The organism is Methylocella sp., from assembly GCA_037200525.1.
In the GTDB taxonomy this organism is placed as follows: Bacteria; Pseudomonadota; Alphaproteobacteria; order Rhizobiales; family Beijerinckiaceae; genus Methylocapsa.
The window spans coordinates 5,162,156-5,188,425 of sequence record JBBCGG010000001.1 but is presented as its reverse complement, the minus strand read 5'-3'; the positions used below and the strand labels follow the sequence as shown (position 1 = coordinate 5,188,425).

At 60.8% G+C, this 26,270-nt stretch carries 25 protein-coding genes, 1 tRNA gene and 2 pseudogenes; 16 read left to right on the top strand and 12 right to left on the bottom strand.

All coding sequences use genetic code 11. From position 1 onward, the window contains the following. Window positions 1-343 precede the first annotated feature (343 nt). Window positions 344-1,636, top strand: coding sequence for an MFS transporter (locus WDN46_25465; GenBank protein MEJ0096630.1), 1,293 nt, complete (start codon window positions 344-346; stop codon window positions 1,634-1,636). Between the two features lie 183 nt (window positions 1,637-1,819). On the opposite strand, the gene WDN46_25460 is transcribed toward WDN46_25465, so the two are convergent. Together WDN46_25460 and WDN46_25455 are read right to left on the bottom strand one after the other, a co-directional pair. Continuing rightward, window positions 1,820-2,761, bottom strand: a complete 942-nt coding sequence (locus WDN46_25460; protein MEJ0096629.1) for a catalase family peroxidase — start codon at window positions 2,759-2,761, stop codon at window positions 1,820-1,822. 180 nt (window positions 2,762-2,941) lie between these two features. Then, window positions 2,942-3,253 carry a hypothetical protein gene (locus WDN46_25455; protein MEJ0096628.1) on the bottom strand — a complete coding sequence of 104 codons (312 nt, stop codon included), beginning with the start codon at window positions 3,251-3,253 and terminating at the stop codon, window positions 2,942-2,944. A 112-nt stretch (window positions 3,254-3,365) separates the two neighbouring features. Here WDN46_25455 and WDN46_25450 point away from each other — a divergent pair, with 112 nt between their 5' ends. Next, on the top strand, window positions 3,366-4,289 hold the full coding sequence (locus tag WDN46_25450; protein MEJ0096627.1) for a 50S ribosomal protein L11 methyltransferase: 924 nt from the start codon (window positions 3,366-3,368) through the stop codon (window positions 4,287-4,289). A gap of 100 nt (window positions 4,290-4,389) precedes the next feature. Here WDN46_25450 and WDN46_25445 read toward each other — a convergent pair whose 3' ends face one another. Continuing rightward, window positions 4,390-5,826: a lipopolysaccharide biosynthesis protein gene (locus WDN46_25445; GenBank protein ID MEJ0096626.1), complete on the bottom strand. Its 1,437-nt coding sequence runs from the start codon at window positions 5,824-5,826 to the stop codon at window positions 4,390-4,392. A gap of 376 nt (window positions 5,827-6,202) precedes the next feature. Between WDN46_25445 and WDN46_25440 the strand changes: the two genes are divergently transcribed. Further along, a complete protein-coding gene (locus tag WDN46_25440; GenBank protein MEJ0096625.1) occupies window positions 6,203-6,934 on the top strand; it encodes a cytochrome c biogenesis protein CcdA in 732 nt (243 codons plus the stop codon). 3 nt (window positions 6,935-6,937) lie between these two features. On the opposite strand, the gene WDN46_25435 is transcribed toward WDN46_25440, so the two are convergent. The 6 genes from WDN46_25435 to WDN46_25410 are packed head-to-tail and all read right to left on the bottom strand — an operon-like array spanning window position 6,938 to window position 12,322. Then, window positions 6,938-8,050, bottom strand: a complete 1,113-nt coding sequence (locus tag WDN46_25435) for a branched-chain amino acid ABC transporter substrate-binding protein (GenBank protein MEJ0096624.1) — start codon at window positions 8,048-8,050, stop codon at window positions 6,938-6,940. A 19-nt stretch (window positions 8,051-8,069) separates the two neighbouring features. Then, complete coding sequence (locus WDN46_25430) at window positions 8,070-8,399, bottom strand: DUF6867 family protein (protein ID MEJ0096623.1); 330 nt, start codon at window positions 8,397-8,399, stop codon at window positions 8,070-8,072. Beyond that, window positions 8,399-9,133, bottom strand: coding sequence for an ABC transporter ATP-binding protein (locus WDN46_25425; GenBank protein MEJ0096622.1), 735 nt, complete (start codon window positions 9,131-9,133; stop codon window positions 8,399-8,401). The genes WDN46_25430 and WDN46_25425 overlap by 1 nt, the downstream gene beginning before the upstream one ends. Then, window positions 9,130-10,026, bottom strand: coding sequence for an ABC transporter ATP-binding protein (locus tag WDN46_25420; GenBank protein ID MEJ0096621.1), 897 nt, complete (start codon window positions 10,024-10,026; stop codon window positions 9,130-9,132). The genes WDN46_25425 and WDN46_25420 overlap by 4 nt, the downstream gene beginning before the upstream one ends. Beyond that, complete coding sequence (livM, locus tag WDN46_25415) at window positions 10,026-11,399, bottom strand: high-affinity branched-chain amino acid ABC transporter permease LivM (GenBank protein MEJ0096620.1); 1,374 nt, start codon at window positions 11,397-11,399, stop codon at window positions 10,026-10,028. The genes WDN46_25420 and livM overlap by 1 nt, the downstream gene beginning before the upstream one ends. 5 nt (window positions 11,400-11,404) lie before the next feature. Next, the gene (locus WDN46_25410; protein ID MEJ0096619.1) at window positions 11,405-12,322 is read right to left on the bottom strand and encodes a branched-chain amino acid ABC transporter permease LivH; all 918 of its coding nucleotides are present in this window, start codon (window positions 12,320-12,322) and stop codon (window positions 11,405-11,407) included. 306 nt (window positions 12,323-12,628) lie between these two features. On the opposite strand from WDN46_25410, the pseudogene WDN46_25405 reads away from it, so the two are divergent. Together WDN46_25405 and WDN46_25400 are read left to right on the top strand one after the other, a co-directional pair. Next, window positions 12,629-12,775, top strand: a pseudogene (locus WDN46_25405) (flavin reductase). 55 nt (window positions 12,776-12,830) lie between these two features. Continuing rightward, window positions 12,831-12,989 carry a hypothetical protein gene (locus tag WDN46_25400; protein ID MEJ0096618.1) on the top strand — a complete coding sequence of 53 codons (159 nt, stop codon included), beginning with the start codon at window positions 12,831-12,833 and terminating at the stop codon, window positions 12,987-12,989. Window positions 12,990-13,048: 59 nt separating this feature from the next. Here the strand turns inward: WDN46_25400 and pcaD are convergent, their stop codons facing one another. Then, window positions 13,049-14,332, bottom strand: coding sequence for a 3-oxoadipate enol-lactonase (gene pcaD, locus WDN46_25395; protein MEJ0096617.1), 1,284 nt, complete (start codon window positions 14,330-14,332; stop codon window positions 13,049-13,051). 299 nt (window positions 14,333-14,631) lie between these two features. On the opposite strand from pcaD, the gene WDN46_25390 reads away from it, so the two are divergent. Beyond that, window positions 14,632-14,928, top strand: a complete 297-nt coding sequence (locus WDN46_25390; protein ID MEJ0096616.1) for an usg protein — start codon at window positions 14,632-14,634, stop codon at window positions 14,926-14,928. 36 nt (window positions 14,929-14,964) lie between these two features. On the opposite strand, the pseudogene radC reads toward WDN46_25390, so the two are convergent. Beyond that, window positions 14,965-15,677 (bottom strand): annotated as a pseudogene (gene radC / locus WDN46_25385) (DNA repair protein RadC). Further along, window positions 15,674-16,531 carry a type I methionyl aminopeptidase gene (map, locus tag WDN46_25380; protein MEJ0096615.1) on the bottom strand — a complete coding sequence of 286 codons (858 nt, stop codon included), beginning with the start codon at window positions 16,529-16,531 and terminating at the stop codon, window positions 15,674-15,676. The pseudogene radC and the gene map overlap by 4 nt, the downstream one beginning before the upstream one ends. A 379-nt stretch (window positions 16,532-16,910) precedes the next feature. Here map and WDN46_25375 point away from each other — a divergent pair, with 379 nt between their 5' ends. From WDN46_25375 to WDN46_25330, 10 genes are all read left to right on the top strand, one after another. Beyond that, on the top strand, window positions 16,911-18,218 hold the full coding sequence (locus tag WDN46_25375; GenBank protein MEJ0096614.1) for a homoserine dehydrogenase: 1,308 nt from the start codon (window positions 16,911-16,913) through the stop codon (window positions 18,216-18,218). Window positions 18,219-18,294: 76 nt separating this feature from the next. Beyond that, window positions 18,295-18,783, top strand: a complete 489-nt coding sequence (locus WDN46_25370; protein MEJ0096613.1) for a hypothetical protein — start codon at window positions 18,295-18,297, stop codon at window positions 18,781-18,783. Between the two features lie 104 nt (window positions 18,784-18,887). After that, a tRNA-Gln gene (locus tag WDN46_25365) sits at window positions 18,888-18,962 on the top strand. 401 nt (window positions 18,963-19,363) lie between these two features. After that, the gene (locus WDN46_25360; protein ID MEJ0096612.1) at window positions 19,364-19,546 is read left to right on the top strand and encodes a hypothetical protein; all 183 of its coding nucleotides are present in this window, start codon (window positions 19,364-19,366) and stop codon (window positions 19,544-19,546) included. Between the two features lie 768 nt (window positions 19,547-20,314). Next, window positions 20,315-20,794, top strand: a complete 480-nt coding sequence (locus WDN46_25355) for a molybdopterin-binding oxidoreductase (protein MEJ0096611.1) — start codon at window positions 20,315-20,317, stop codon at window positions 20,792-20,794. A 460-nt stretch (window positions 20,795-21,254) separates the two neighbouring features. After that, the gene (locus WDN46_25350) at window positions 21,255-22,046 is read left to right on the top strand and encodes an alpha/beta hydrolase (GenBank protein MEJ0096610.1); all 792 of its coding nucleotides are present in this window, start codon (window positions 21,255-21,257) and stop codon (window positions 22,044-22,046) included. 160 nt (window positions 22,047-22,206) lie between these two features. After that, on the top strand, window positions 22,207-22,347 hold the full coding sequence (locus tag WDN46_25345; GenBank protein ID MEJ0096609.1) for a hypothetical protein: 141 nt from the start codon (window positions 22,207-22,209) through the stop codon (window positions 22,345-22,347). A gap of 425 nt (window positions 22,348-22,772) precedes the next feature. Further along, the gene (locus tag WDN46_25340) at window positions 22,773-24,647 is read left to right on the top strand and encodes a CHASE3 domain-containing protein (protein ID MEJ0096608.1); all 1,875 of its coding nucleotides are present in this window, start codon (window positions 22,773-22,775) and stop codon (window positions 24,645-24,647) included. Between the two features lie 18 nt (window positions 24,648-24,665). Then, window positions 24,666-25,079 carry a response regulator gene (locus tag WDN46_25335; GenBank protein MEJ0096607.1) on the top strand — a complete coding sequence of 138 codons (414 nt, stop codon included), beginning with the start codon at window positions 24,666-24,668 and terminating at the stop codon, window positions 25,077-25,079. After that, window positions 25,076-26,263 carry a hybrid sensor histidine kinase/response regulator gene (locus WDN46_25330; protein MEJ0096606.1) on the top strand — a complete coding sequence of 396 codons (1,188 nt, stop codon included), beginning with the start codon at window positions 25,076-25,078 and terminating at the stop codon, window positions 26,261-26,263. Before WDN46_25335 ends, WDN46_25330 begins: the two co-directional genes overlap by 4 nt. The last annotated feature ends 7 nt before the right edge of the window (window positions 26,264-26,270 follow it).

Genomic DNA, 26,270 nt, shown 5'->3' with positions numbered 1-26,270 from the left:
CGCGGGTCTCATTGATTAGGGCAGCAGGCGGCGAGAGCGGCAATAGCGCCATTGCGGCGCGCGCTTTTCCTCAGTCCGGCGTTGCAGCCAGTAGAGGAGTTCGCCGCCGCCAATATCTGTCATAAGGCGACTACAATTGTCATGCTGCGCGACCAGCATTAGCGGCGTAACTTTGCGATTTTACTTGCGTGATCATTACCGGGCGACACGCGACATTTCGCCCTATCTGGAGTAGCCTGTCATTGTTTTCTGATGGCGATCGGGTTCAAACAAGCAATTGCGGAGACCGGCGCAGCTGCAATGGCGGCGGCCATCGACCCAATCGTTCCTGACAGGAGCCTCCATGGATTCGAAGCTTGCCCCGACGCGCCGCCCTTTAACCAGAAGCGAGGTGCGCACTCTCTCGCTTGCCTCTCTGGGCGGCGCGCTCGAGTTCTATGATTTCGTCATCTTCGTTTTTTTTACGGGCGTGATCGGCAAGCTTTTCTTTCCCGACGATCTCCCCAACTGGCTGCGTCAACTGCAGACGTTCGGCATCTTTGCGGTGGGCTATTTCGCCCGTCCGCTCGGAGGGATCGTCATGGCGCATTTCGGCGATCGTTATGGACGCAAGCGCGTGTTTACGCTGAGCGTTCTTCTGATGGCGATCCCGACTTTACTGATCGGAGTGCTGCCGACCTACCACTCGATCGGGGTTGCGGCGCCATTGCTGCTGATCGTGATGCGGGTGATGCAAGGCGCCGCAATTGGAGGCGAGGCGCCGGGGGGATGGGTATTCGTCGCCGAACATGCCCCGCCTGGGCGGACCGGCCTTGCGATCGGCCTCCTCACGGGCGGACTAACGGGCGGCCTCCTGCTCGGTTCATTGACGGCGACCAGCATCAACCTCCTGCTGACGCCCAGCCAGATCGCCGATGGCTTTTGGCGAGCGCCTTTCCTGCTCGGCGGCGTGTTCGGGTTTATCGCTATGCTGTTGCGGCAATGGCTCAGCGAGACGCCGGTTTTTGAGGAAATGCGCAAACGTGCGGCGATATCGCGGGAGTTGCCGCTGCGAGCGGTTCTGCGCGCATATCGCGCCGCTGTGGTGGCTTCGATGGCCAGCACCTGGATGCTTACGGCCGCAATCGTGGTGGTGATTCTGATGACGCCATCGCTGCTGCAACAATCATTTGGTCTAGCGCCGGGAGATACTCTCCTCGCCAACTTGGCGGGGACGGCGGCGCTGTGTCTTTCCACCGTAGTCGTCGGCATATTGACGGACCGATTTGGCGTCCGCCGCGTCCTCGCGCCAATGGCGGTTCTGCTGGTTGCCGGCGCCTACGCTCTTTACATCGGCGCGGCGCAGATGCCGCATGCCTTGCTGCCGCTTTATGTGCTGGCGGGCGCGGGAACCGGCATTGTGAGCCTGACGCCGCTTGTAATGGTCCGCGCGTTCCCCGCCGCAGTGCGTTTCAGCGGTCTCTCATTCTCCTATAACGTTGCCTATGCCATCTTTGGCGGAGTGACTCCGTTATTTATCTCGTGGCTTAGCCATCTCGACCGGTTTGCTCCGGCCCACTACATAGCCGGCGTGACGCTTGTCGGAGTCGCGGCCACCCTGCTGGCGCCGATCGCGCGCTCCCCGGAAGCAAGTTGACCCAAGCCGTCGGGCCAATTCGGCTATCCCGATTATGAGTCGATGGCCTTCAGTCTTTCGCCCGGATCGCTTCTGACTGAAAGTCGAAAACGATCCGGGGCTTGGCGCGAGAAATTGGCGCACGAAACAGGCTTTACCGATCAAACGCCGCCGCCAGCGCGGAGACGGCGAGAGGCTCGCCTCTTAAGGGTTGCGACGCGAGAAAGACACCGCATAGGCGCCGTCGCGCACGTCGACCAGCGGATCGTCGGACTGTTCGATTCCATCGGTGAGAGAACCAGGAAGGAACAGCAGCGCCTTTTGCGCCGTCAAGGTGTCGGGAACGGTCTTGTCGATGGTCAGCACGCCAAGATCGACGACTTTGCGGTCGTCCGGCCAGGGCAGCGTTGCGTCCTTCGTTTGATCTCCGGGCTGAGCCAACTGCGCTTTAATGTGGAAGGTCACGGGACCTTTCGCGATGCGGGTCGGCAACTCGTCGATCAGGAAATCGGGTGATTTCTTGGCCGCGTCGGCGGGGTTGAGATGCACGACTTTTTCGGGCGTGATCTGATAGCGCACCGCCTGCTTCGCGCCGGCTTTGTTGACGAAGATGAATGCATCGATGCCGAAATATTCCTCATCGGCGAAGCTCGCTGGCGTCGAGACCGTCGCCAGGGCGAGCGGCGTTCTTGGATGAGCGGCCAAAAACTGTTCGACTTTCGTCGGCTTCGGAGCGTCCTTCGGGCTCTGCGAGATGGCGGTCAGCAAGTCGCGGAAATCTTCGCCCGTTGCGACGGGGAAGAATTTGAGCGAGTTGGTCACCATGTCGGTGTCGCTGCCGTCCGGCAGATGATATTTGATCGATATTCCGTGCGGGTTGGCCTGAGGCGATCCGTCAGGGATCGTCGGAACGCCAGTCGCATCCGAAAACCGCACCGTCACGGGGATCTTGGAGCCATTGAACAGGATTGCCTTGCTCAGTTCGGCGGCTGCGGGCGCAGCCGTGAAGCTTCCCTCCACCACCAAGCCTTTGGCGTGATTAGCGCGAAATCCGGGGTGGACGCCGAACAATTTATTCATAACGTCGACAATTTGCGTCGCGACGTCTGCATCATCGGCACTTATGGGGACCGAACCTGCAAACATCGTCAATGTCGCCAGGAGGATTGGAAGCTTTGCTTTCGCCATTTGGTTTTTCCGCAATGTTGGCTCGCCGCGCAGGCGGCGACGCGCAAACGCGATTTAAGTATCAGCCGGTCAATCGCCGAGCAAGGCCGTTTGGGCGGCAGTCGCGCGGCGCAACTCGCGACAATACAATCGAGCGCGCTACTTATTTCGCGATGACGCGCAGTTTATTGTGCTTGCCTGACAGGCGATGCCTGGCGTTGAACAGGCGATGTCGGTCGCGTCATGGCCGGCCGCGTCCTTCTGGGGGGCGTCCAATCTGCGGCAGACCACGCAGGAGTCCGTCCATTCCAGGCAATCGGGATTGTGTGCGCCATAGGCTTGCATCGAAACCGGCGGCTCCGGCAAAGGGGATGGAGCCGCTTCGTCGGCCAAAGCCGGCGCGAGCGAATAGATCAGCGCCGCACTGGCGCAGGCCAAAGTATTTAAGGGGTTGCTTATGAGCCTGCGCATTGAAAAATCCGGCGATAGCGGGATCGGACCTCCATGTTAAAGCATTTTTGTCTGCGGTCGAGCCAAGGCGGCGGTGCGTTGCTGTTTCCGCCGCGCCATGCTACGCGCCGCCATGCTTGAAGGTCTGCCGCCAAATAACGCCGCCTATGTCATGCGTCTTTCCTGCGACGAGACGACAGCGCGCGCCATCGCCGACATCATAGTCGAGACGTTCGATCCGGCCGACACCGCCGCCGCGGCCTTCGAGGAGGCGCCGACCACAGACGATTGGAAGGGTGGCCCCTGGGTGGTCGAGGTCTATTTCGGAGCCCCCCCGGATGAGGCCAATGTGCGCGCCCTCATCGCCGCCGTTTCGGGCGAAGAAGTGGCGGCTCGCGCAAGCTTCGGACGCGTCCATGAACGCGATTGGGTCGCCTCGTCGCTCGAAGGGCTGCAACCGGTGCGGGCAGGCCGCTTCATCATACATGGATCGCATAGCCACGACGCTGTGCGGGAAAACGACATCGCCATTGAGATCGACGCCGCGATGGCTTTCGGCACGGGGCATCATGGATCTACGCAAGGCTGCCTGCTGATGCTGGATCGCATCGCGCGACGCCGGCGGCCGCGCTCCATCCTCGATATCGGCACGGGATCGGGCGTCCTCGCCATCGCCGCAGCCAAATTGTTCAAGCGCCCCGTTCACTCCGGCGATATTGATCCGGTTTCAGTGGCGGCGGCTTCCGGCAACGCCAAGCGCAATGGCGCAGGGGCTTATGTCGATACGGTGCAAGCGCGCGGCGCCGCGCATAATGCGCTGCGCAAAGGCGCGCCTTATGATCTTGTCTTCGCCAATATTTTGGCGCGGCCGCTGCGCGATTTGGCCCCCCATATCGCGCGGCTGACGGAGACGGGGGCCGATATTATTCTGTCCGGCCTCATCGCCCGCGATGTCCAGGGCGTCCTCGCCGCCTATCAGACGCAAGGCATCGCGCTTGTGCGGCGGATCGATATTGATGGCTGGGCGACTTTGCTCATGCAACGGCGCGGGGCTTAGAGCCTGATCCCGAAAAGTTGTAGACTTTTCGGATAAAAATCATGCGTCGAAGCAGAGCCTGATCCCGAAAAGGTGCAGACTTTTCGGATGAGATCACGCTCTACAGCGGCGTTGTCCGCGCTGCCGAGAGTCGCAGGCGCGACATGGTGATCGTGCGCAGTCCGGCGACATCGGCGCTCATCACGATCAAAGCGTATATGGCGACGCCGACGGCGATCTGGACGGCGAGCGTCGTAAGTCCCGGCTGTCCGTCGCGCATGGGCAGCAACGCCGCGGACATTGCGGCGTTGGCGAGGATGATCACGCCGACGTCCCGCGCACGGGGCCATTTCGGCCTCGCCGCGCTTGCAAAGCCAATTAGCGTCAGGAGCGCCGCCAGCAAAGCTCCAGCTTGGGCGATAGCAAGGCTTGAGGCGTCGGCGTCGCGCGGCAAAACGATGATGAGCAACGGATCAACGACGCAAGCGACCAGAGCCGCCGCGATTAGGGGCATCGTTTTCTTCTGAATCTGGAAAATTGGATTGATCGCATATTGGATGATGGCCATACAAAATAGGCCGGTCATCATCAACGGCAGGAGTTCGCCGAAGGGGCCGCGAAACTGCTCCGGCACAATTAATTGTTCGATCGAAGGCAGCACCAGCCAGATTCCGGTGCAGGCCGGCAGGACCATGGCGAAGACGATCGTCATGTTGCGGCCGATCTGGCGCCGCGCCTGCTTTGGCCCCTGCAATTCATGCGTCGCGACGGCGATCTGGAACAAAGCAATGTCCAAGGCCGAGCCGATCGCCTGAATTGCTTTGGTTCCGAAATCATAGGCCAGCGAAAACTGTCCGGTCTCGGAAAACCCGTAGAGCACGGCGACGATCGAGCGGTTAGCGAGAGGAATCGAGAGATAAAGCAGATTGGCGGCGACGATGGGCAGGCTGTAGCGCATCAACGCCTCGGCGACCGGAAGCCGGGCGAGACGGGCCTCTGAACTTGGATCGCGCAGCGCGGCGCGCGCTGTGATGACGGAGCCGCTGAGGCTCACTATGCCGCCGATCAGGGTCATCTTAGCCGAGCCGAACCAGAAGGCGCCGCCGCCCATGAGGCTGAAAGACAAAATATTCTTGACCAGCACCAGCCGCGCGAAGAGCCGATCGTGGAAGCGCGCGCGAACCAAGGCCGTGTAATAGTCGAACAGGCCGTTGGCGATGGCGACGCCGATGGCGAGGAGGATCAGGCCATTCGACAGAGTAAATGTGACGCCGGACAACAGCAGAAGCGAGGTGGCGACGGTCAGCCCGACCGCGATGATGGCGAAGCCGAAATCGAGCGTCGCGCGCAAGGCCGGTTCATCGCGCCTGATCCGCTCCGAATAGAACCGCGTCGCGCCGAGCCTGATCCAATCGAAAAAGGCGGTTTGCACCGCGATCGCAGTCGCATGCGCGAGAGCGAAACGGCCATATTCTTCAGGCCCCAAAAACTTGGCGACAAGCAGCCCGACCGCAAAATTGAACAAAATATTGCAGAAAAAGGCGAAGAAAACCGTCATCGCGTCATGCGTCCGGCTTTTGCGGGTTATTGCGCCGAGGCGAAGGTCTTGGGTTTGCTGGCATTGGGTCAGGCCTCAAAGACTGGGCGAAGGCGTCGAGACAAATGACGATGGCGGCGTCCTTTCGATTAAGTGCAAGCCGCGGGCCGACCTGTGACTTTACGGCAATCCCGGCGGGGGCCGTGATTAGACCGGTTCTAGTGGATTTTTAGCGCGCGTCGAATCGGCCGGCACATTTTCCCGAGACCTCCAGCTGGCGGCAGGCCCCATGACAACCGAGAATTTATCACGCGAAGTTTACGAAATTGGTCCGCGCCGGATGCATCGCGCGGCCCTTGACGCTTTCTCCTCGTCCTTGAACCAGTTAAAAGCGGCTATGACTCACGATGTCACGCTTCCAGCCGCCGCGCTCGCCGGGCTACTTTCATTCCTTAGTCCTTGCGTGCTGCCCTTGGTGCCGCCTTACCTAACCTTTATCGCCGGAACAACGATCGAGGAGGTTGCGACCCGAAAAGAGAGCCGGGCGCGGCGTGACATCCTCATCGCCGCTTTGCTGTTCATTTGCGGTTTTTCGACCGTTTTTGTCGGTCTTGGCGCCACGGCTTCGGTTTTCGGTCAGGTTCTGCGCGAACACCTCAAGCTGCTGTCCCTGCTCGCGGGGGGCGCCATCATCGTCATGGGGCTTCATTTCCTGGGCGTTTTCCGCTTCGCTCTGCTTTATCGCGAGGCGCGCGTCGAGGTGCAGAAGCCGGTTGGGAGCTGGGGCGCCTATGTCATGGGTCTGGCCTTTGCATTCGGCTGGACGCCCTGCATCGGACCTATTCTCGCCGCCATTCTCGCCGTCGCCGCGTCGCAGGAGACGGTCGGCAAGGGAGCGACCCTGCTCGCCGCCTATTCCCTCGGGCTCGGCCTGCCGTTTTTTCTGGCGGCCCTGGCGATTGAGCCGTTTATTCGCGGGATCAAGCGGTTCAAGCGCCATTTCGGCGCGCTGGAGCGGGTGGTCGGCGTTCTTCTCGTGCTGACCGGCGTCGCCTTCCTGACCGGGTCTATTCAGGATGTGTCGTTCTGGTTGCTGCAGACCTTTCCCGGCCTCGCCAATATCGGGTGAGGCTTACTTATCCATCTCATAGTAGCTGATGCGGCCGTCGGGGCCTTTCTTCCAGACGAAGACGACATAATCGGCGCGCGTCGCGTCGCCCTTTTTGTCGAAGCTGAGATCGCCGATCACGGTCTTGAAGACCATGCCCGAATGCATGACCTTCGCCATTTCCGTCGGGTCGGTCGATTTTGCCGCCTCGGCCGCCTGTTTCATGATCTGGACGGCGGCATAGGAATAGAGCGTATAGGTTTCGGGGTTGAAATTCTTCGCCTTGAATTCCTGCACGACTTTCGCCGCTTCCGGCCGGTTGCGGGGATCGGGCGGAAAGGTCATGAACGCGCCTTCGACGCCAGGGCCGCCGATGGCGGCGAATTCGTCCGAGGCTATGCCATCGCCGCCCATGAGCGCGGCTCCAATGCCCTGGTCGCGCATCTGACGCACCAGCAATCCGGCCTCGGTATGGATGCCGCCCCAATAGACGATGTCGGCGCCGGACGCCTTGATCTTCGAGACGATCGCCGAATAATCCTTCTCGCCCTTGTTGATGCCCTCGTAAAGAACCTCGGTTACCCCGAGCGCCGCGAGATTCTTGCGCGTCTCATCGGCAAGGCCTTTGCCATAGGTCGTCTTGTCGTGGATGATGGCGATCTTCTTGCCCGTTTGGCTGCTTAAAAATTTCGCGGCGACGGCGCCTTGCTGATCGTCGCGGCCGCAGGTCCGGAAAACCGTGTCCAGGCCGCGTTCCGTGATCTTTGGATTGGTCGAGCCCGGCGTGATGTCGAGAATATTGTTCTCGACGTAAATTTCGGAAGCCGGCATGGTGACGCCCGAATTGAAATGGCCGACGACCCAGTTCACCTGATCGCCAACGAACTTATTGGCGACGGAGACGCCCTGTTTGGGATCGGCGCCGTCATCGCCGGTGGAGAGGATCAGCTTCTGGCCTAAAACGCCGCCCGCCGCGTTGATGTCCTCCACGGCCTGCTCGACGCCCATCTTCAGCTGCGCGCCAAAAGATGCGTCGGAGCCGGTGATTGGGGCGCCGACGCCGATCTTGATCTGCGCATGCGCTACGCCGACGAAGCAGACCGCAGCGAAGGCGAGGGCTATAATGCGACGTACCATGGGCGATGTCCTCTTGCTTTCAATCTTGCCGCGAAACAATCCAACCATACTGCCGTTTCATTTGCCGCCGTCGCGTCAATTTGAATCCAACCAAGGCGAAACCCAAAGCTACCGCGAAATCCAGTCCGTAGCGCCAACAGGAGATAAGCGGCTCGGCGAACAACGCATAATGCAAGAAACGTATCGCTGCGGCGAGGAGCGCCGCGTAGATGGGGGCCTGCCACAGAGGACGCCAGCTTTTGGCGAGCGCCCGGCCGGCGCTGAACGAAGCCGCGCCGCAAAGAATGACGCTTAACCCAAGGAATATCAGCAGAGCCCGGCCGTCGCCGTCAAAGGAAATCCCCGCCATCAGTGGCCGCCTTCGAGATAGGCGGCGCGAATTTCCGGCCGCGCCAGCAGATCGCGGCCGGCCCCCGACAGCGTGATCTTGCCGTTGACCATCACATGGCCGCGGTCGGCGAGTTTTAGGGCGTGATAGGCGTTCTGCTCGACGAGAAAAACGGTGAGGCCTTCTTGTTTATTCAGATCGGCGATCACTTCGAAAATCTGCTTCACGATGAGCGGCGCGAGCCCGAGCGAGGGTTCATCCAATAGCAAAAGGCGCGGCCGGCTCATCAGGGCGCGGCCGATCGCCAGCATTTGCTGCTCGCCGCCGGAGAGAGTGCCGCCGCGTTGGTCGGCCCGTTCCTTCAGGCGCGGGAAGATGGCAAAGACGCGTTCGAGATCCTGCGCAAAATGCGCGTAGCGGTCGATTCCGGCGCCGATCTGCAGATTCTCATAGACGCTCATGCGCGGAAAGATCCGCCGTCCCTCCGGGGATTGGGCGAGCCCGAGCCGCGCGATATCATGGGTTTTCATTTGGGTGATGTCGCGCCCGTCAAAATGGATCGCTCCCTCCCGCGCGCGGGGATTGCCGAAGATCGTCATCATCAGCGTCGTCTTGCCGGCCCCATTGGCGCCGATCAAAGTCACGATTTCGCCTTCGCGAATATCGAGATCAACCCCTTTCAAGGCGATGATATTGCCGTAATAGGCCGTAACGCCGCGCATCGACAACAAAACCTTGGAGGCCGCTGCGTTCATGCTCCGAGCGCCGCAACTTCGGCTTCGTCGTCAACTCCGAGATAGGCTTTGATGACATTTGGATCTTCCCGAATTTCGCCCGGAGAGCCATCGGCGATTTTCACGCCGTAATCGAGAACGACAACGTGGTCCGAGATCCCCATGACGACCGACATGTCATGTTCGATGAGGAGAATGGACGTTGCGTGTTCATCGCGCAGACCCCGCAAAAGAGCGTTGAGCTCGGCGGATTCACGCGGGTTCAATCCGGCCGCAGGCTCATCGAGGCAGAGCAGCACGGGAGAAGCGCACATCGCGCGCGCGATCTCGAGCCGCCGCTGCGCGCCGTAGGGCAGTTCGCCGGCGGGATCGTCAGCGCGATCGATGAGGCCGATGCGATGGAGCCAATAGCGCGCGGTCTCGATCGCTCCTTTTTCGCGGGAGCGATAACCGCCTAAGCCAGCCACGCTGGCGAGGCCAAGGCATCTTCCAGCTAGCCCATTATGCTGCGCGACGATGAGATTTTCGATGAGGGTCATGCCCGCAAAGAGCCGGATATTCTGGAATGTGCGGGCGACGCCGGCGCGCTTGGCGACCTCAAAATCAGCCATGCGCTCCAACAGGAAAATCTCGCCTGAGGCCATTTTCGCGCTGCGCTTTCCCGTCTCCGTCAGGGCGCGCACATCGCTTGCGGCTGCGCAGCCGCTGCGAGCGAAGGCCATGCGCCCGGCGCTCGGCTTATAGAAGCCCGTGATGCAATTGAAGACGGTGGTCTTCCCCGCGCCATTTGGCCCGATCAGCGCCGTAATGTCGCCGCGTCCGACGGTGAAATCGAGCGCGTCGACGGCGGTGAGGCCGCCAAAACGCATCGTCAGATGTTCGACGGCGAGCAGAGGCGCCGCTGTCCTGCGCATCAGCCATGACCCTCTTGCGCCAGAGCGCCGACCACGGGCTTCGGTTTGACGAGAAAGATCGACGGTTTGCGAATGGCGATAAGGCCGCGCGGCTTCCAGTTCATCATCACGACCATGGCGAAGCCGACGATCAGCATTCGATATTGCGTCGGATCGAACGAGTCGCCGAACAGCAGCTTCAAACTGTCGAGTTCGCGCAACAGCTCGGAGCCGCCGACTATGCAGACGGCGGCGAGCGCGACGCCCAATTGCGAGCCTCTGCCGCCGAGAACGACAATGGCGAGGATGGTCGCGGATTCGAGGAAGGTGAAGCTTGTCGGCGACACGAAATTTTGCCGCGCGGCGAAGAGCGCCCCCGCGACGCCGGCGATCATCGCGCCAAGGGCGAAAGCGGTGAGCTTCGTCGCCACCGTGTCGATGCCGAGCGAGCGGCAGGCGATCTCGTCTTCCCGCAACGCCTCGAAAGCGCGTCCGATGGGCAGGCGGCGTAACCGCAAGCTCAGGAAATTGACGAAGAGCGCCACGGCGAGCACGAGATAGAACAGAAAAATCACGCGATGGATCGGCGCATATTTCAGGCCGAACAAAGCCGCAAAGCCATTCGGCCCCGCGACGAAGGGCCAGCCGAAGAAGCTTATGCGCGGAATGGAGCTTATGCCGGCGTCGCCATTGGTCAGCGCGGTCCAATTGGTGAGAACGATGCGAATGATCTCGCCAAAGGCCAAAGTGACGATGGCGAGATAATCGCCGCGCAGTCGCAAGACGGGAAAGCCGAGCGCGACGCCCCATAGCGCCGCGAGCAGGCCGGCAATCGGCAGGCAAAGCCAGAACGACCAGCCCCATGTGGTGGAAAGCAGGGCGTAGGAATAGGCGCCGACGGCGTAAAAAGCAACATAGCCGAGATCGAGTAGGCCGGCGAGGCCGACGACAATATTGAGGCCCCATCCCAGCAATACATAAAGCAGGATCTGAATGCCGAAATTGTCGATCCATTTAAGCGCGGCCGCCGGCCCGAGCATAGCCAGCATGACGAGGGGAAACGCGATCAGCGCGGCGATGCCGGCGCTTGAGGCAAAACGCGCGGCAAGGGTCATAGCTGCGATGAGGCGCGGCGGATAGGCGTTGCGCCGCCGAAAGGTTTTGGGCCGACGCGGCGCGATGAGAGCGATGAAGCGAACGACGAAAGCCGCCAGCACGGCGATAAACACCGCGAACCAGCGGCTCTGCAAGACGAGCTCATTGGAAAAATTCTGCTCGGCGCGAAAGGCGAGGATCGGCACGCTGAGGCCAAACATCAGGGCGGCGGCCTTCGCCGCGCCGATCAAGGCGGCTGGGAAGTCGACGTGCGCCGGCGCCTGTTCTGACCCTGACATCGCGCCTATACTTTCTCGACGTCGGGCCGGCCGAACAGGCCTGAGGGCATGAAAATCAAGGTGATCGCGAGGATCGAAAAGGCGGCGACATCCTTATAATCGCTCGAAAAATAGGCCGCCCAAAAAGTCTCGATGAGCCCGATCAGCAAGCCGCCGAGAACGGCGCCCGGCAATGAGCCGATGCCGCCGAGAACCGCGGCCGTAAAGGCCTTGACCCCTGGGATAAAGCCATCGCCGGAATTCACCACGCCATAATATATCATATACAGGACGCCAGCGACGGCCGCGAGCGCGGCGCCGATGACGAAAGTCAGGGAAATCGTCTGATCGACGTCAATGCCGAGAAGGGCCGCCATGCGGCTATCCTGTTCGCAGGCGCGCTGGGCGCGGCCGAGCGATGTCTTTTGCACCACATACCAGAAGGCGGCGAGCAGCAGGGCGGTGACGGCGACGATAAGGATTTGCTTCAGCGAGAGCGTCACGTCGTAGCCGCCCGACTGCGTGAGCTTGATGACGTCATTGAACAGCGGCGGCAGCGACTTGTTGCGCGGTCCTTGCAGAACATAGACGAGATTGGACAAAAACACCGACATGCCGATCGCTGAAATCAGCGGCGCCAGCCGGAACGAGCCGCGCAGGCGCCGATAGGCGAGGCGCTCGATCATGAAGCTCCAAAGGGAGGTCAGAGCCATTGCCGCGATGAGAACGAGGACGAAACTCAGCGCCATCGACGTTACGCCCAAAATCTGCGTCAGGGCGAGGAAAACGATGAGAGCGATGAAAGCCGACAGCATGAAAACGTCGCCATGGGCGAAGTTGACCATCCCGATGATCCCGAAAACCATCGTATAGCCGATCGCGATCAAGCCATAAATCGATCCCAGCGTGACGCCGTTGATCAATTGCTGCAGAAAGATTTCCATAGGCGTCCCTGAGGCTTCCTTCGCGATGGCCGCCGCGAAGCTAAACTATTTTGCGGGCGACGGAAATCGCTTCTGCAAGAGCGATGCCGCGAGCTTGCCCTCGCCCCGGCGCGCCTTTGCTTATTCTCCCGTCTTTGCTGTCAGAGAATACGGCCCTGTCTTGGCCAATGCGCCGACGGGACAAGAATTTGGGTCAGCTCGATGGCCGAATCCAGCAGTCAAGGCGCGGGGACCGCCGTTGCGCCCGGCTTTAGCCCCGATTCGGCAGCCCCGATTCGGCGCATTTTCGCGATGCGATGAGTCGCCATCGCTGCAACCGTTCACATTGTCGCCACGGACGGGCCGGCGCGTCTTAGCGGAATCACCGCGACCGCCGTAACTTCGATTGCGCTCGAGCCGGCCATGATGCTGGTCTGCGTCAACAAGAATTCGTCCTCGACCGCCCGGATCGTCGAGAACGCGGTTTTTTGCGTCAATACGCTGAGCCCCGCGCACGAGGGGCTCGCCGATGTTCGCCGGACGGACCGACCAGCATCTCGAAGACCGGTTCGCGAGCGGCCATTCGACCACGCTTTCAACGGGCTCGCCCATGCTGGTCGAAGCCGTCGCCTGTGGCCCGGAAGCCGAAACGCTGGCCTATGTACATCGAAAATATCGAGTGTTTTGATGCGCGGGGCCGCCCCCCGCGCATCCGGCCGCTTCTCGTTGATCGCCCGGATTCCCGGGTCAGGTTTTTTTCCGGGCGGGGGCCTTCTTGGCGGGAGCCTTCTTCGCCGCTCCCCTTTTGACCGAAATCGCCTTGGTCGTTGTTTTCGCGGCGGTTTTCTTCGGGACCGCTTTCTTCACCGCTGTCTTTTTCGTGGCAGCTTTGCTCGCCGTGGCTTTCTTTTGCACCGCCTTGAAAGCTGAAGTCTTTGCCGCCGCCTTTTTCACGACTTGTCTTGTGACGGTCTTTCTTGCAGCCGATTTCTTGACCGCGGATTTCTTCACGGCGGCTTTCTTGGATACGGCTGCTTTTTTCATCACAGCCTTTTTGGCCGGCGCCTTCTTAGCAGGCGTTTTCTTAACAGACGCTTTCTTGGCGGAGGCTTTCTTGACCGATACTTTCTTCACGGTCGCTTTCTTGGCTGGAGCCTTTGTCGCCGGAGCCGGTCGGGCGACAACCTGCCTTGCCGACGATCGTCTCGCCGGAGTTTTGCGACGCGGGGCCAGCGCGCGCGCCGGGATGTCGGCGGCGGTCAGGAAATCAACCACGGTTTCGGTGAAATTCTCCGCGTCCTCGATGTTCGAGATATGAGCGGCCTCGAGCGTCACAAGTTTGGCGCCGTCGATGGAGTGAGCGACAAGGGCGCCGAGCGCGGGGGGAACCGCCGGGTCATGGCGTCCGACGACGACGAGGACCTTGTTTTTGATTGACCTGATGGCTTCGCGCTGATCGGCGTCGCGGAGGGCTGCGCAGGCGGCCAAATAACCCTGCAAGGGCGTCGCGCGAGCGATCGACAACGTGGTCTCGACAGCTTCCGGCTCGGCTTCGCGAAAGGGTTGGGTGAACCAGCGCTCGGCGAGCGCGTCGGCCGTGTCCGCCATGCCAGCCGCCCGCACCGTCTGAATGCGGGCATTCCAAATATCCGGCGTGCCGATTTGCGCAGCCGTACTGGCGAGCACGGCGCGGCGAATTCTTTCCGGCGCTTGGATCATCGCCCCCTGACCGACTATCGCGCCCATCCCTATGCCGAGCCAATGCGCCTTCTCGACGCCAAGAGCATCCATGATGCCGAGCGCATCCTGAGTAAGGCGCGCGACCGAATAGGGACCCTCATCGGCGACGCTTGCTCCGTGGCCGCGCGAATCATATCGGACGATTCGAAAATGCTCGAGCAAAGCGGGAATTTGAGCGTCCCAAACGTGAAGGTCGCCCCCGAGTTGATGGGCCAGCACCAACACCTCTTTGCTCTCGTCCCCCTCAACGACAACGTTAAAAGTCTCACCCCCCACGGTAATGTCGGTCATTCCTAGCCCCCGGTATGCTTCTATTCGCGCGATGCTTCGCGAATCTGATTCAATAAAGCGCTACAGTAGCAAGCTCTTGCCGCGCGGCAAGAGAGGCTTTGTCTGCAAGACTCATTGCATCGCGCGGCGTGGCGCAAGCCTTGCTTTCTGATCATCGCTTGAGGAGGCGGTGTGCGCAACCTTACATTAATAATGCGGGCGCTGAATAGAGGATCTCAAAACGGGCGGGGCCGCCCAGACGGTTGAAACGATGCAACGCACTCTGCTTCCCGGCGTTGCTGGCTTGGAGGTTGACCGCAATGATCGAAGCCAAGACGATCGAGACGAAAGTTTCCAAGGACTTCATCAAGCAGCTGGCCGGCTATGGCCTTGCGACGGCGGAAATTCTGTACCGCTTGCCGGACCATCCCCGCTTCCTGCAGGCCTACATCTGGCAAGACTATGATATTGCGCCGGACTTTCCGACTTTGCTCAAGTTCTTGAATTTCTGGACGCAAAAGCTCGAGGGTCAGTTGCACAGCGTGCGCGTCGGCCATTCAAGGCTGATCAGGCCGGCGGAACTGAGGACCATCGATGGCGAGTTCAGGCTGAACTGAATCGTTCGGCCGCTGAAGCCGCTGGCCGAAGTCGCATCAGATCAAACGCATGCCCTTCAGGCTCGCGTGGCCGTGCTTGCCGATGATCAGGTGATCGTGGACGGCGACTTTCAGAGGCTTCCCGACCGCGATAATCTGATGCGTGACATAGATGTCGTCGGTCGAAGGCTCCGGGTCTCCCGAGGGATGATTATGCACGAGGATCAACGCCGACGCGCTAAGTTCAAGGGCGCGGCGCATGATCTCGCGCGGGTAGACCGGCGCGTGGTCGATTGTGCCGACGCCCTGCACTTCGTCGGCGATAAGGAAATTTTTTTTGTCCAGAAACAGAATGCGAAATTCCTCGCGATCGAGGAACGCCATCGCGGTGCGGCAATAGTCGATGACGGCGGGCAGGCTCGACATCGAAGGCCGTTTCTCGATCGACGATTTGGCGAGCCGCCGCGCCGCCGCCTCGACGATCTTGATTTCGGTGATCGCCGCCTCGCCGAGCCCGTCGATCTCGGCAAGACGCTCCGGCCGCGCCGACACCACTTCAGCAAGGAGCCAAAACGCGTTATCAGCGCTTTGGCGAGAGGCTTGACGTCGCGCCGGGGCATGGCGCGAAAAAGGATCAGTTCGAGCAGCTCATATTCGGCCAAAGCGTCCGCGCCGCTCTTCCGGAAACGATCGCGCAGCCTTTCGCGGTGGCCAAGATAATGCGGCGGAGCGTCGCCGCCTGGGAGCGGCCCGCCATCCGGCTTGATCATGCGCCGTCCGTCACGCCCGAATTCTGGGCGCCGAGATTGTAGGGCGGCTGATCCAACCCCTTGGGAGACAGCGTAAAAATCTCACAACCGGTTTCGGTGACGCCGATCGAATGCTCGAACTGCGCCGACAGGGAGCGATCCCGCGTGACCGCTGTCCAGCCATCCGAGAGGACTTTCACCTGCGGGCGGCCAAGATTAATCATTGGCTCGATGGTGAAAAACATGCCGGGCTTGAGCGCCACCCCTTCGCCGCGCCGGCCATAATGCAGGATATTAGGCTCGTCGTGAAACAGGCGCCCAAGCCCATGTCCGCAAAAGTCGCGCACGACGGAGCAGCGCTCCCCCTCCGCGAACTCCTGAATGGCGGCGCCGATATCGCCCGTGGTTGCGCCAGGGCGGACGACAGCGATGCCGCGCATCAGCGACTCATAGGTGACCTCGACCAGACGCTGGGCGCGGCGGGAGACCTCGCCAACGAGATACATGCGGCTCGAATCGCCGTGCCAGCCGTCGAGAATGACGGTAACGTCAATATTGACGATGTCGCCGTCTTTCAGCGGCTTGCGGTCGGGAATGCCGTGGCAGACGACGTGATTGATCGAGGTGCAGATCGATTTCCGATAGCCGCGGTAGTCGAGCGGCGCCGGATAGGCCCCGTGCGCGATCGAAAAGTCGAACACCAGCGCATCGAGAGCCTCAGTGGTCGCGCCCGGCTGAACATACTCGGTCAGGAGATCCAGCGCTTCAGCCGCAAGCCGGCCAGCCTTGCGCATCCCGGCGAATGCCTCCTCGCCGTGCAATTTGATATGGCCAGCTTTGCGGCTGGTAGCTTGGACAGCATCAATAAACGTCATCGATCTTTATTCCCGCCGCGGCGCGTCCTTCTGGCTGTCGGCTCCGCCTTGATTAAGTAATTGTCAATTTAAGCAATTGTCGCGACGAAGCAAGGTTGCCCATGGGCGGCTCGCGCGGCTGGCTGCAATCGTTCCGGGCAAAGACCCCGACTAAACGACGCATTGCCCGGCGCTGGCGCCGCCTTGATCGGCGCGGGAAAACAGGGCAAAGTCGAAGCATGCCGTAGACCGATTGGAATGCAAGACCGAATTGGTCTAGGTTTCACCCTTAATCTTCAACCGTTCAAGCGCCGCGCAGGCCTCTAAGGCTATTTCGATCGGAATCGAAAGGCCTTTGGCGGCCAACGCCCGGCTCTTTACAGTTTTCAGGCTTTTCTACATGCAGTCTCCCTTGCGCATCGGTGTTGCTGGTCTTGGCACTGTCGGCGCCGCCGTCGTCCGGCTTCTCCAAAGGCAAGCGGAGGCATTGACGAGCCGCACGGACCGCAAAATCATCGTCGCCGGCGTCTCCGGGCGGGATGCGGCAAAAGAGCGAGGAGTCGATCTTCGAGGCATCCCCTGGTTCGACGATCCGGTTGCGCTGGCGCGGGCAGACGGGATCGATCTTTTTGTAGAGCTGATCGGCGGGGCGGATGGCCCGGCGCTCGCTGCCGCCGAGGCCGCGCTCAACGCCGGCAAATCCTGCGTGACCGCGAATAAGGCGCTGCTCGCCAAACACGGGTTGCGGCTCGCCCGTCTGGCGGAGGAAAAAGGCGTTGCGCTCGCCTTCGAAGGCTCGGTCGCGGGCGGCATTCCCGTCATCAAGACGTTGCGCGAGAGCCTTGCCGGGAATTCGATCGAGCGGGTCTATGGCATCCTAAATGGAACGTGCAATTACATCCTGACCCGGATGGAGCAGGAACAGCTGTCCTTCGAGGAATGCCTCAGCGAAGCGCAAAAGCTCGGCTACGCCGAGGCGGACCCGACTTTCGATATTGGCGGCTTCGACACCGCGCATAAGCTCGCGATTTTGACCTCGCTCGCCTTCGGAACGGTCATCGACGCCGATGCGATCGCGATTGAAGGCATCGAATCAATCAGTTTGGCCGATCTCGAGGCGGCTGGGGAGCTGGGCTACCGCGTAAAGCTCCTCGGCGTCGCGCGGCGCACGCCGGATGGAATCGAGCAGCGCGTTCATCCAACCATGGTGCCAAAATCCTCCTCCATCGCGCAGGTTATGGGCGTAACCAACGCTGTGACGATCGACGCCGACGCTGTGCATGAACTGACTTTGGTCGGCCCCGGGGCGGGCGGCGACGCGACGGCCTCCGCGGTCGTCGCCGATATCGCCGACATCGCGCGCGGCGTGCGCTCGCCGGCCTTTGGTCTGCCGATCGCAGCGCTTGTGGATGCCCAGCATGCGCCGATGCAGCTTCACAAAGGCGGATACTACATTCGGCTATCGGTATTCGACCGCAAGGGCGCAGCGGCGGCGATCGCGGCGCGCATGGCGGAGCGCGATATTTCGCTCGAAAGCATAGTGCAACGCCGTCGTCCCGGCATCGACGAGCCGACGCCGGGGGCGGTTCCGGTTATCCTCATCACCCACGCCACCCATGAGATTGCTATCCGGCAAGCGCTGGAGGCCGTCGTCGCCGACGGGTTTTTGGCGGAAAAGCCGCAGTTCATCCGGATCGAGCGGGAGTGAACGGAAACGTTGTTCGGGCGATCAGGCCCAGGCGGGAGCCCGAAGCTGCGGAGCGAAAGGTTAAAGAAGGACGCGGATGAACGGGCTTCGCCGGGCGATCGTGGGGCTTTTTGGCTTAGTGATCGCGATCGCCACGGGGCTCATCGTTTTGCCGGTAGCCGCGCTGCTCGATCCGACGACGCGACAGATAGGCGCAGCCTTCGCTGAGGCCGCCGTCCACACGCTCGCATGGAGCGATTCGGCGCAGGCGACGGCGTCGACGCTGGCGCAATTCCTCTGGACCGCAATTATGGCGGTCTGCGTCGTTCCTGTGGTCATTGCTGTCCTGATCGGGGAAATCGCCCGCGTGCGGTCTTTCCTTTGGTATGCTGGCGCGACGGGCGCGCTGGCGGCGTCGGCGCCCTGGCTCGCCCGCGCCGTCTTCCACACGCAAAACGCAGTCAGCGCAAGTCCCGAGGAGCTGCGCTTTGCTTTTGTGTTTTTCGTGACGGGAGCGGCTTCCGGCTTCGTTTTTTGGCTAATAGCGGGCGGCGATCGAAAAGCGCTATCGACGCGGCCAAACTGAGCCTAAGCAATATTTGATTGGATCGTCACAATCTCCCGTGGGACCGGGTTGCAGCGCGCCCAGTCGCGCACTATGGTCCAGCCGCCGATAGTTAGAAGGAATGTTGGGGCGTCGCCAAGCGGTAAGGCAGCGGATTTTGATTCCGCCATACGGAGGTTCGAATCCTCCCGCCCCAGCCAATATTTTCAGAATTTGAGACCGCGCGCCGTCTCCGAAGATTGTGCCCTAATTTCCGCGGTTTGGTGGCCGGCGCGGCGTCTTGGAGACCGGCCGAGACGGGAATTGGCGGTTTAGGGTGCCTATTTCTGGCCCAAATCTCTGAGCGCCAATTTCCAATCTCCGGAATTTCGGGCGCTGCCGCCCCCAGACCGGTTCGAATCGCGACGAGACTGGTTCGACTTGTCATGCGCGCGCCTGCTTGGGACGCGATCCGGTCGGTGAGTTGGGGCGCCCCGCGTCGCGTCTCGGGACGACAGGTTCGGTCAGGCGATGATGCTTGGGGAGGCATTGGCGGAAGATCGAGAAGCGCCCGCGACTCAGTCGCCCTTGGCCAGCCCCAACATTCCTGGTCGATCCATTTATGTGGCAAAGAGCGGGCGAGGCCGGATACGGTCAGCCTACCCAAGGCCTCGCCATCGGCGATGGCGCTGACAATGCGCGGCGACAGGAATGCGAGAGGCATCAGGAATCGGACATGGCGCTCGGCGAGATTCTCGGCGGCGGCGATGTCGTCGAACGACGCCGTCTTGCCTGTGAGGATTGAATCCAGCCATCCGCGCGCCCGCTCTGAACTTTTCTTCCCACGCTAATTTCACCACGGCTTTCCGCCGCATCGTCGGCCAGACTCCCGCTCAGTTTCGTCGAAGCGGCCTCGCCTGATCGCTGCTGAGCGGACCAGCTTCGCGATCTCTTAATGTTGTCAGCAATCCTCGACGCAAACCTACCGTGTTGGACGCTCCATCAAGTGGCGTAGTTGGCCACTCTGCGCTAGATTAAGGTCTCGCCCAACTGCGTCAGGTCGATCGAAATCCTTTTAGCGAGCGGCCACGCTGCTTCGAGGCTGGCGCTGCGTCGCTAAGATCCTTCGCCGCCCTCTCCAAGCATTCGCGAAGATCGCTCAAATCGGCACCTTTCACAGCGGCGACAACCTGTCTAATCCGACGGCCGCGAAGGAAAATCCTTACGTTCCGACCAACAGCCAGCAATTGGTGACTTGTTCGACGCTTTCGACTCCACCGCCGCGCCGAACAACCAGCGCTATACCGACTAACGGCGCGCGATTTCAATCTGAGGCGATGGAACCCCTCAAACCGTTCGGCTTAACGGCGCCATTTTTTACGGAGCCTATTTTGTAGATCGCGGCCGGCCTTTACACGATATGAGGTCATCGTCGGCGCATGCCGGAGCTGTATCGCGTAATGCGCTTTTCCGGTAATGAAACGGTTTCGAAACTCCGGGTAGAGCCAATCTAATTTGGCTTAAAGGATATAAAATTATGCATGTTCAATGGCATAAAGCTACGAAAGTTCGCGTGAGCGTGATTAGCGCTTTTCTGCTTTTCTTCGCCGACGCTGCGATTGGTCAAGACGCCCCGCCAACCGTCGCTTTGACGGGTCTCGATGGCCAGCAAGCGAGCATCACCGTAGCCGAACTCGACGCGCTCCCTCGCGTGACGCTAACTGTCCAACAGCACCACGCCGCACATGTTTTTGAAGGGGCCCTTCTCGGCGATGTTCTCAAGAAAGTAGGGGCGCCGAGCGGCGCGGCGATCCAAGGGGCGGAGCTTGCCGACGTCGTGGTTGTGCAGGCGCGTGACGGCTACACAGTGGCTCTCGATCTCGCTGGGACTGACGCGGTTATGCGGCCTGAGCGCGTTATTCTCGCCGATCGTGAGGATGGCGCTGCGCTGCCCCCGGAAATTGGCCCCTTTGAACTCGTGGTGGAGGGTGATTTGCGCCCCCTCCGCGCCAACGAGATGGTCACGGCAATTGTCCTTAAACGTCTGCGCTAACGCTTCTCTCGGGGGCTCCGATTCTCGATGATGTGCTCGATGCCGGCTGTGTCTATCCAAATATTATTCCGAGCATTATATTATTCCGAGCATTCCCGGACGGACGCTCGCGCGACGCATACAGCAGCGGCACTGCTCCCGTCCATTTGATGGAAGAGGGTTGATGGGAGAAGTGTTGGTGGCGAGAGAGTTATAATGGCGCCGGCGGCAACAGCCCACGAGTCGCCCTTCGCTCGCCACTCCGGTCCTGGCGTTAAGTTCATTCCAGCTGATTGGACCCTGGTGTCCGGACCCATAAAGGTTTCGGTTGGCGCGATTTTGTGATTCACGGTTTCCGACAGGATGCCGTTGATGATTCGCGATTTCTTTTGGCTTACCGACGATCAATTTGCTCGGCGGAAGCCGCTTCTTCCGACCGACGCGCGAGGCAAGCAGCTCTGAAACTTGAGAGGATTTTTCCATGCCCGGAATAGCTCGCGTCGCGGTCGCTTGCGTTGCGCTAATCGTTCCCACGGCATCTGAGGCTAACGACAGGCTGGACGGCTCGCAACAAATCGTGCGCACCCTGTCCCTACCGAATGGAGAGCGTCAACGAGTGCTCTACATTACGCCTCCTCGCCCGCGCGCGGCGATTGTAATGCTGCCAGGCGGGACAGGCGATATCGGTCTTGCTTCGGATGGGACAATAGCGCATGGGGAGAACTTCGTTGTCCGAACCCGCCGTCTATGGCTCGACCGCGGCTTCGCGGTCCTCATCCCCGATGCCCTCGGCGCGAACATGCGGGGCGAGCGCAGTTCGCCGGACTACGCCGCGGTCGTCGGCCGCTTAGTAGCGTTCGCTCATACCGAAGCGAAAGTCCCGGTCTTCCTGCTCGGGACCAGCCAGGGATCGATCGCCGCGATGAACGCGGCATCCACTCTCGATCCTGGGCAGATCGCCGGCGTGGTGATGACCGAGTCCGTTTCACGCGAAGGCAAGAGTGGTGAAACCGTGTTCGACGCGCATCCCGAGCGCGTGCAGGCCCCAGCGCTCATCGTCGCCAACACGGATGACGCCTGCTGGGTCGCGCCGCCTCAGGACGCCCCACGCATCGCTGCGGCGATGACGCGTTCGCCGGATGTTAAAACGATACAGGTAGAAGGCGGATCGCTCGCCTCGAAGGTCTGCGGCTCACTCTCGCCGCACGGCTATTACGGTATCGAAGGCAAGGTCGTGGACATCGTGGCAGGCTGGATGGTCGACCACCTCTGAACCGATCTCGCCGAGCCGCCCTAGACCTCGATGCCGTGCCCTTGCGCAATAGCTCACAGCCCCACTTGAGGCGCGGAAAGCGGGAACACGGATTGGACGGCGGGGATAGAGGTTCGCAGGATCTCAGTCGAAATTTTCGCCAGGGCGGGACGATGGGCCCATGGGTGGATCGCAAAGATCGAATAGTCTCATCCGCACCGTCGCTCCCCTCGCAGAGCTTTCCGCTCGCACCTGCGTGCGTGAGCGCGACGCCGCGGTGCGCGAGGCGACCGAATTCTTCGAAGGCTCACGCCGCGGGTAGGCGACGAGACCCTAAAGAAATTCGGCGCTTATCTCGACCTATCGCTCTTGCGCCCTCGGCTTCCGGCCTATCTTGATGACCATCATGGCGGCGCTCCTGGGCGGGGCTCCCTTGATGCTTACAAAGGGCAACAGAGCGGAACTGCATCCAGAAGCTTGAATATACGATCGTCTGCGGTCTTATAGTGTCGCAGGTGCTGACGCCGTGCACAACGCCAGACGTCTATTTACATTTCGACTGGCTTGAAAAAATGGATGCGAGGCTTGACGCGCGGTCGGAAAAAAAGGCTGATGCAAATAAGGAGGGTGCAAAAGGCGGGATCCGTTCGATATGGTTGCTTACTTCACCCAGTATGCTTTTTACAATCTGCGCCATTGTTCATTCGCAGCATTCCTCTGATCGCTTATCGTAGGTTCTCCATCTGCATGCCGAACACCCACGGTCTCAATCGCTCGCTCGGGGCCGCCGTCGGCGCCATAGCGATCGTGTCTCTTTTGAGCGGCGGAGCGCTCTTTGTAGCGTTGAGTCAGCTTCAAACGGTAACTGACGCACGCGCGCGCTCAAATCAAATAATTCGTGGGCTTGACGATTTTCGCATCGCTATGCTGAACCAGGAAGCGGGCCTGCGAGGCTATTTGCTCACGGGCAAAGAGACCAGCCTCGAGCCCTATCGCGCGGGAAGAGCGGCCCTCGACGAAACTATCGCTGGGATCCGCCAGCTGCTCGGCGGCAATTCGACCCAATCCGCCCGGCTGGCGGATGCAGAGACGGTCGCCCGCGCCTGGCAGCAAAACGTCGGCGAGCCTGCGGTCCACGAGATGGCCGATCCGGCAACGCGCGCCGAGGGCATCCGAATCGAGAGCAGCGGCGAAGGGAAACGGCGCTTTGAGGAATTTCGCGCGAAGCTAAGGATGATTCAAGACGAGGAAGAGCGCGTCTTGGCTTTTCACAACGATATGCTTTCCCGCGCTCAGCGTAATGCGAGCATAGCGCTCTGGGTCAGCGCAATCGTTACCTTGCTAATTTGCGCCGCCATCGGCGTTGCAATAAACCGTTTCATAGCGCAGCCGCTTATACAATTAGCTGGCGTCATGCGCCGTCTGGCGCAGCGCGACCTTTCAGTCGAAGTGCCGAGCACCCGCCTACGCAGCGAAGTCGGCGAGATGGCGAGGGCCGTTGAGATCTTCAAGAACGGCCTGATCGAGCTTGATCGCACCTCGGTGCTGCGGGCGACCGCCGATACGCTTCCCGCAATGGTCGGGTACGTCGACGCGAACCGCAGAATCGGTTTCCTTAACGGCGAGTTCGGGCGTTGGTTCAACCTGCAGGCCGAGGACGTTTCGCAGCTCTATGGTCGCCCCCTTGCACAGGTGTTTGCGGCCGACGCGTTCCCCGGCGTCGCCGAGGAACTGGAGGCCGCCTTTTCCGGTGACGAAATGCATTTCGAGCATCAGCTCACGCGTCACGGCTCGCCACGCCGCGATGTCGAAGCGGTATACCGGCCGCATCGCGCGCCAGATGGCCGCATTCTTGGCGTCGTGACGCTGTTGACCGATATCACCGAGCGCAAACGAATGGAGCGCCGCCTTGAGCAGCAGGCGCGTGATCTCCTCCGCTCGAATGAAGAGTTAGAGCAGTTCGCTTATGTCGCCTCGCATGATCTCAAGGCGCCGTTACGCGGCATTGAAAACCTGACGAGTTGGATTGAAGAGGACCTCGAACAGTTTCTCGCCGGCGACACCCGCACAAATATGGATCTTTTGAAAGGCCGGGTGCGGCGCTTGGAGAGTTTGCTCGAGGACCCGCTGGCCTATTCCAGGTCCGGACGTGACGAGGCGACGGTCGATCTTGTAGATGCGAAGAAACTCGTCGAAGAGCTCGCCATTCTGGTTAGTTCGCCCCAAGGCTTCAGTGTTGTCGCCTCGCCGAGCTTGCCCACGGTGATGACGGCCCGGGCGCCGCTGACCCAGGCGCTGCAGAATTTGATAGGCAATGCAATCATGCATCACGATCATCCGGCGGACGGACACGTCTGGGTCGACGCGCAACCGCTGCCGGATGCCGTCGAGTTCACGGTGATGGATGACGGACCCGGCATTCCGGAGCGGTTTCGCGACCGCGTTTTTGGCATGTTTCAGACACTCAAGCCCCGCGACGAAGTCGAGGGTAGCGGCATGGGCCTCGCCATTGTAAAGAAACTTATAGACCGGCAAGGTGGACGGATCTGGCTGACCGATAGCCCTAAAGGCCGAGGTCTTGCAGTGCATTTTGTTTGGCCGACCGAGAAAAAGGGAACGTAGATGGCGCCTACCGTCAATTTGCTGCTGGTTGATGACGATGAGGTCGACGTCCAGGGGTTCAAACGCGCGTTCGCCAAAAGCCGCATCGGCAATCCTATCACCGTCGCCCGCGACGGAATCGAGGCGCTGGAGATTCTGCGCGGCGAAAACGGCCGGGCCAAGTTGGCTAAGCCTCACCTGATCCTGCTCGTTATCAACATGCCACGAATGAATGGTTTGGAGTTCCTTGAGGCGCTCCGCGCCGACGAGGCGCTGAAAATGGCGATCGTCTTCATCATCACGACTTCGAAGGCCGAGGAGGACAAGGCGCGGGCTTATGAACAATTCGTCGCCGGGTACATCGTCAAGCAGGATCCGGCCAACACTTTCCTACAAGCCGTCTCCTTGTTGGAGCACTACTGGAAGATCGTGGAGTTTCCGGAAACGTTATGACGAGGTTGACGCGCATACTTTTGATTGACGATGATGCGGTGGATCGCGGAAGCGTACGCCGCGCACTAAGGAAAGCGGACCTTTCGCACGAGCTCATCGAGGCGCCGGATGGCGCAACCGGATTGCGTCTCGCCACGGAGCGCGCGTTCGATTGTGTCCTGCTCGACTATCGTTTGCCCGACGTCGACACGTTTGAACTGCTCGCCGCATTGCTCTCGGCCGAATCCGGCAACCACGCCGTCATAATGTTGACTGGCGAAGATAATCAGGACATCGCCTTGCGCTTGATGCGGGCTGGCGCGCTCGATTATCTCGCTAAGAGCGAAGCCAATCCATCGAGCCTCGCGCGCGCCATTCGCTACGCCAAGGCGCGTCGCGCCTTCCTGATGGAGCTAGAAATAGCCCGGCGTAAGGCGGAGGAGAACTCGCTTGCTCTCGACGCCTTGAACCGGCAAAAGACGTTGCTATTCTCCATTATCGCCCATGACCTGCGCAATCCCTTTCAGGCGGTCCTCGGACTATCCGGGGTCCTTAGTCGAGCGGTGGCCTCGAGGGATCACGCCGCTATCGAGCGTCGCGCGCAGGGCGTTCAAGAGGCGGCGCGCCAGGCCTATGCGCTTATGGAAAGCCTCTTCGCCTGGGCAAGCCTGCAGATGGATACGGTTGCCGTCACCTTGGGTGACGTCGCCCTCGATGAGGTCGCGCGCGAAACGCTGAATGGCGCGGCCGAAGCGGCCGCCGATAAGGGTCTGTCCGTGCGCGCTGAGTGCGAGGGTTTTTGGGTCAAAGCGCATCGTGACATGCTCGCGGCGGTGCTGCGCAATCTCGTCAGCAATGCCGTCAAATTCACTCTGCCGGGTGGCGTGGTGACGCTATCAGCGCGCGGATGCGGCGAAGACATCGAAATCGCGGTCTCGGACACCGGCGTCGGGATGCCCCCAGGCAAAATTGCCGATCTGTTCAAACTCGACTGCCGCGCGACGACCCTCGGCACTGCGGGCGAGCGAGGTAGCGGACTCGGTCTCCTGTTGTGCCGCGATCTCGTGGAGCGGCTAGGAAGTGAGTTGACCGTGCGCAGCGCCATAGGTCACGGCTCTACCTTTCTCTTCAAGTTGGCGAGCGTAGCGCAGGCTACCGAGGCGGTCGTTGCGCCGCCAGCCAGCGCGATTGCGGCTCAGCGATGATGGTTTG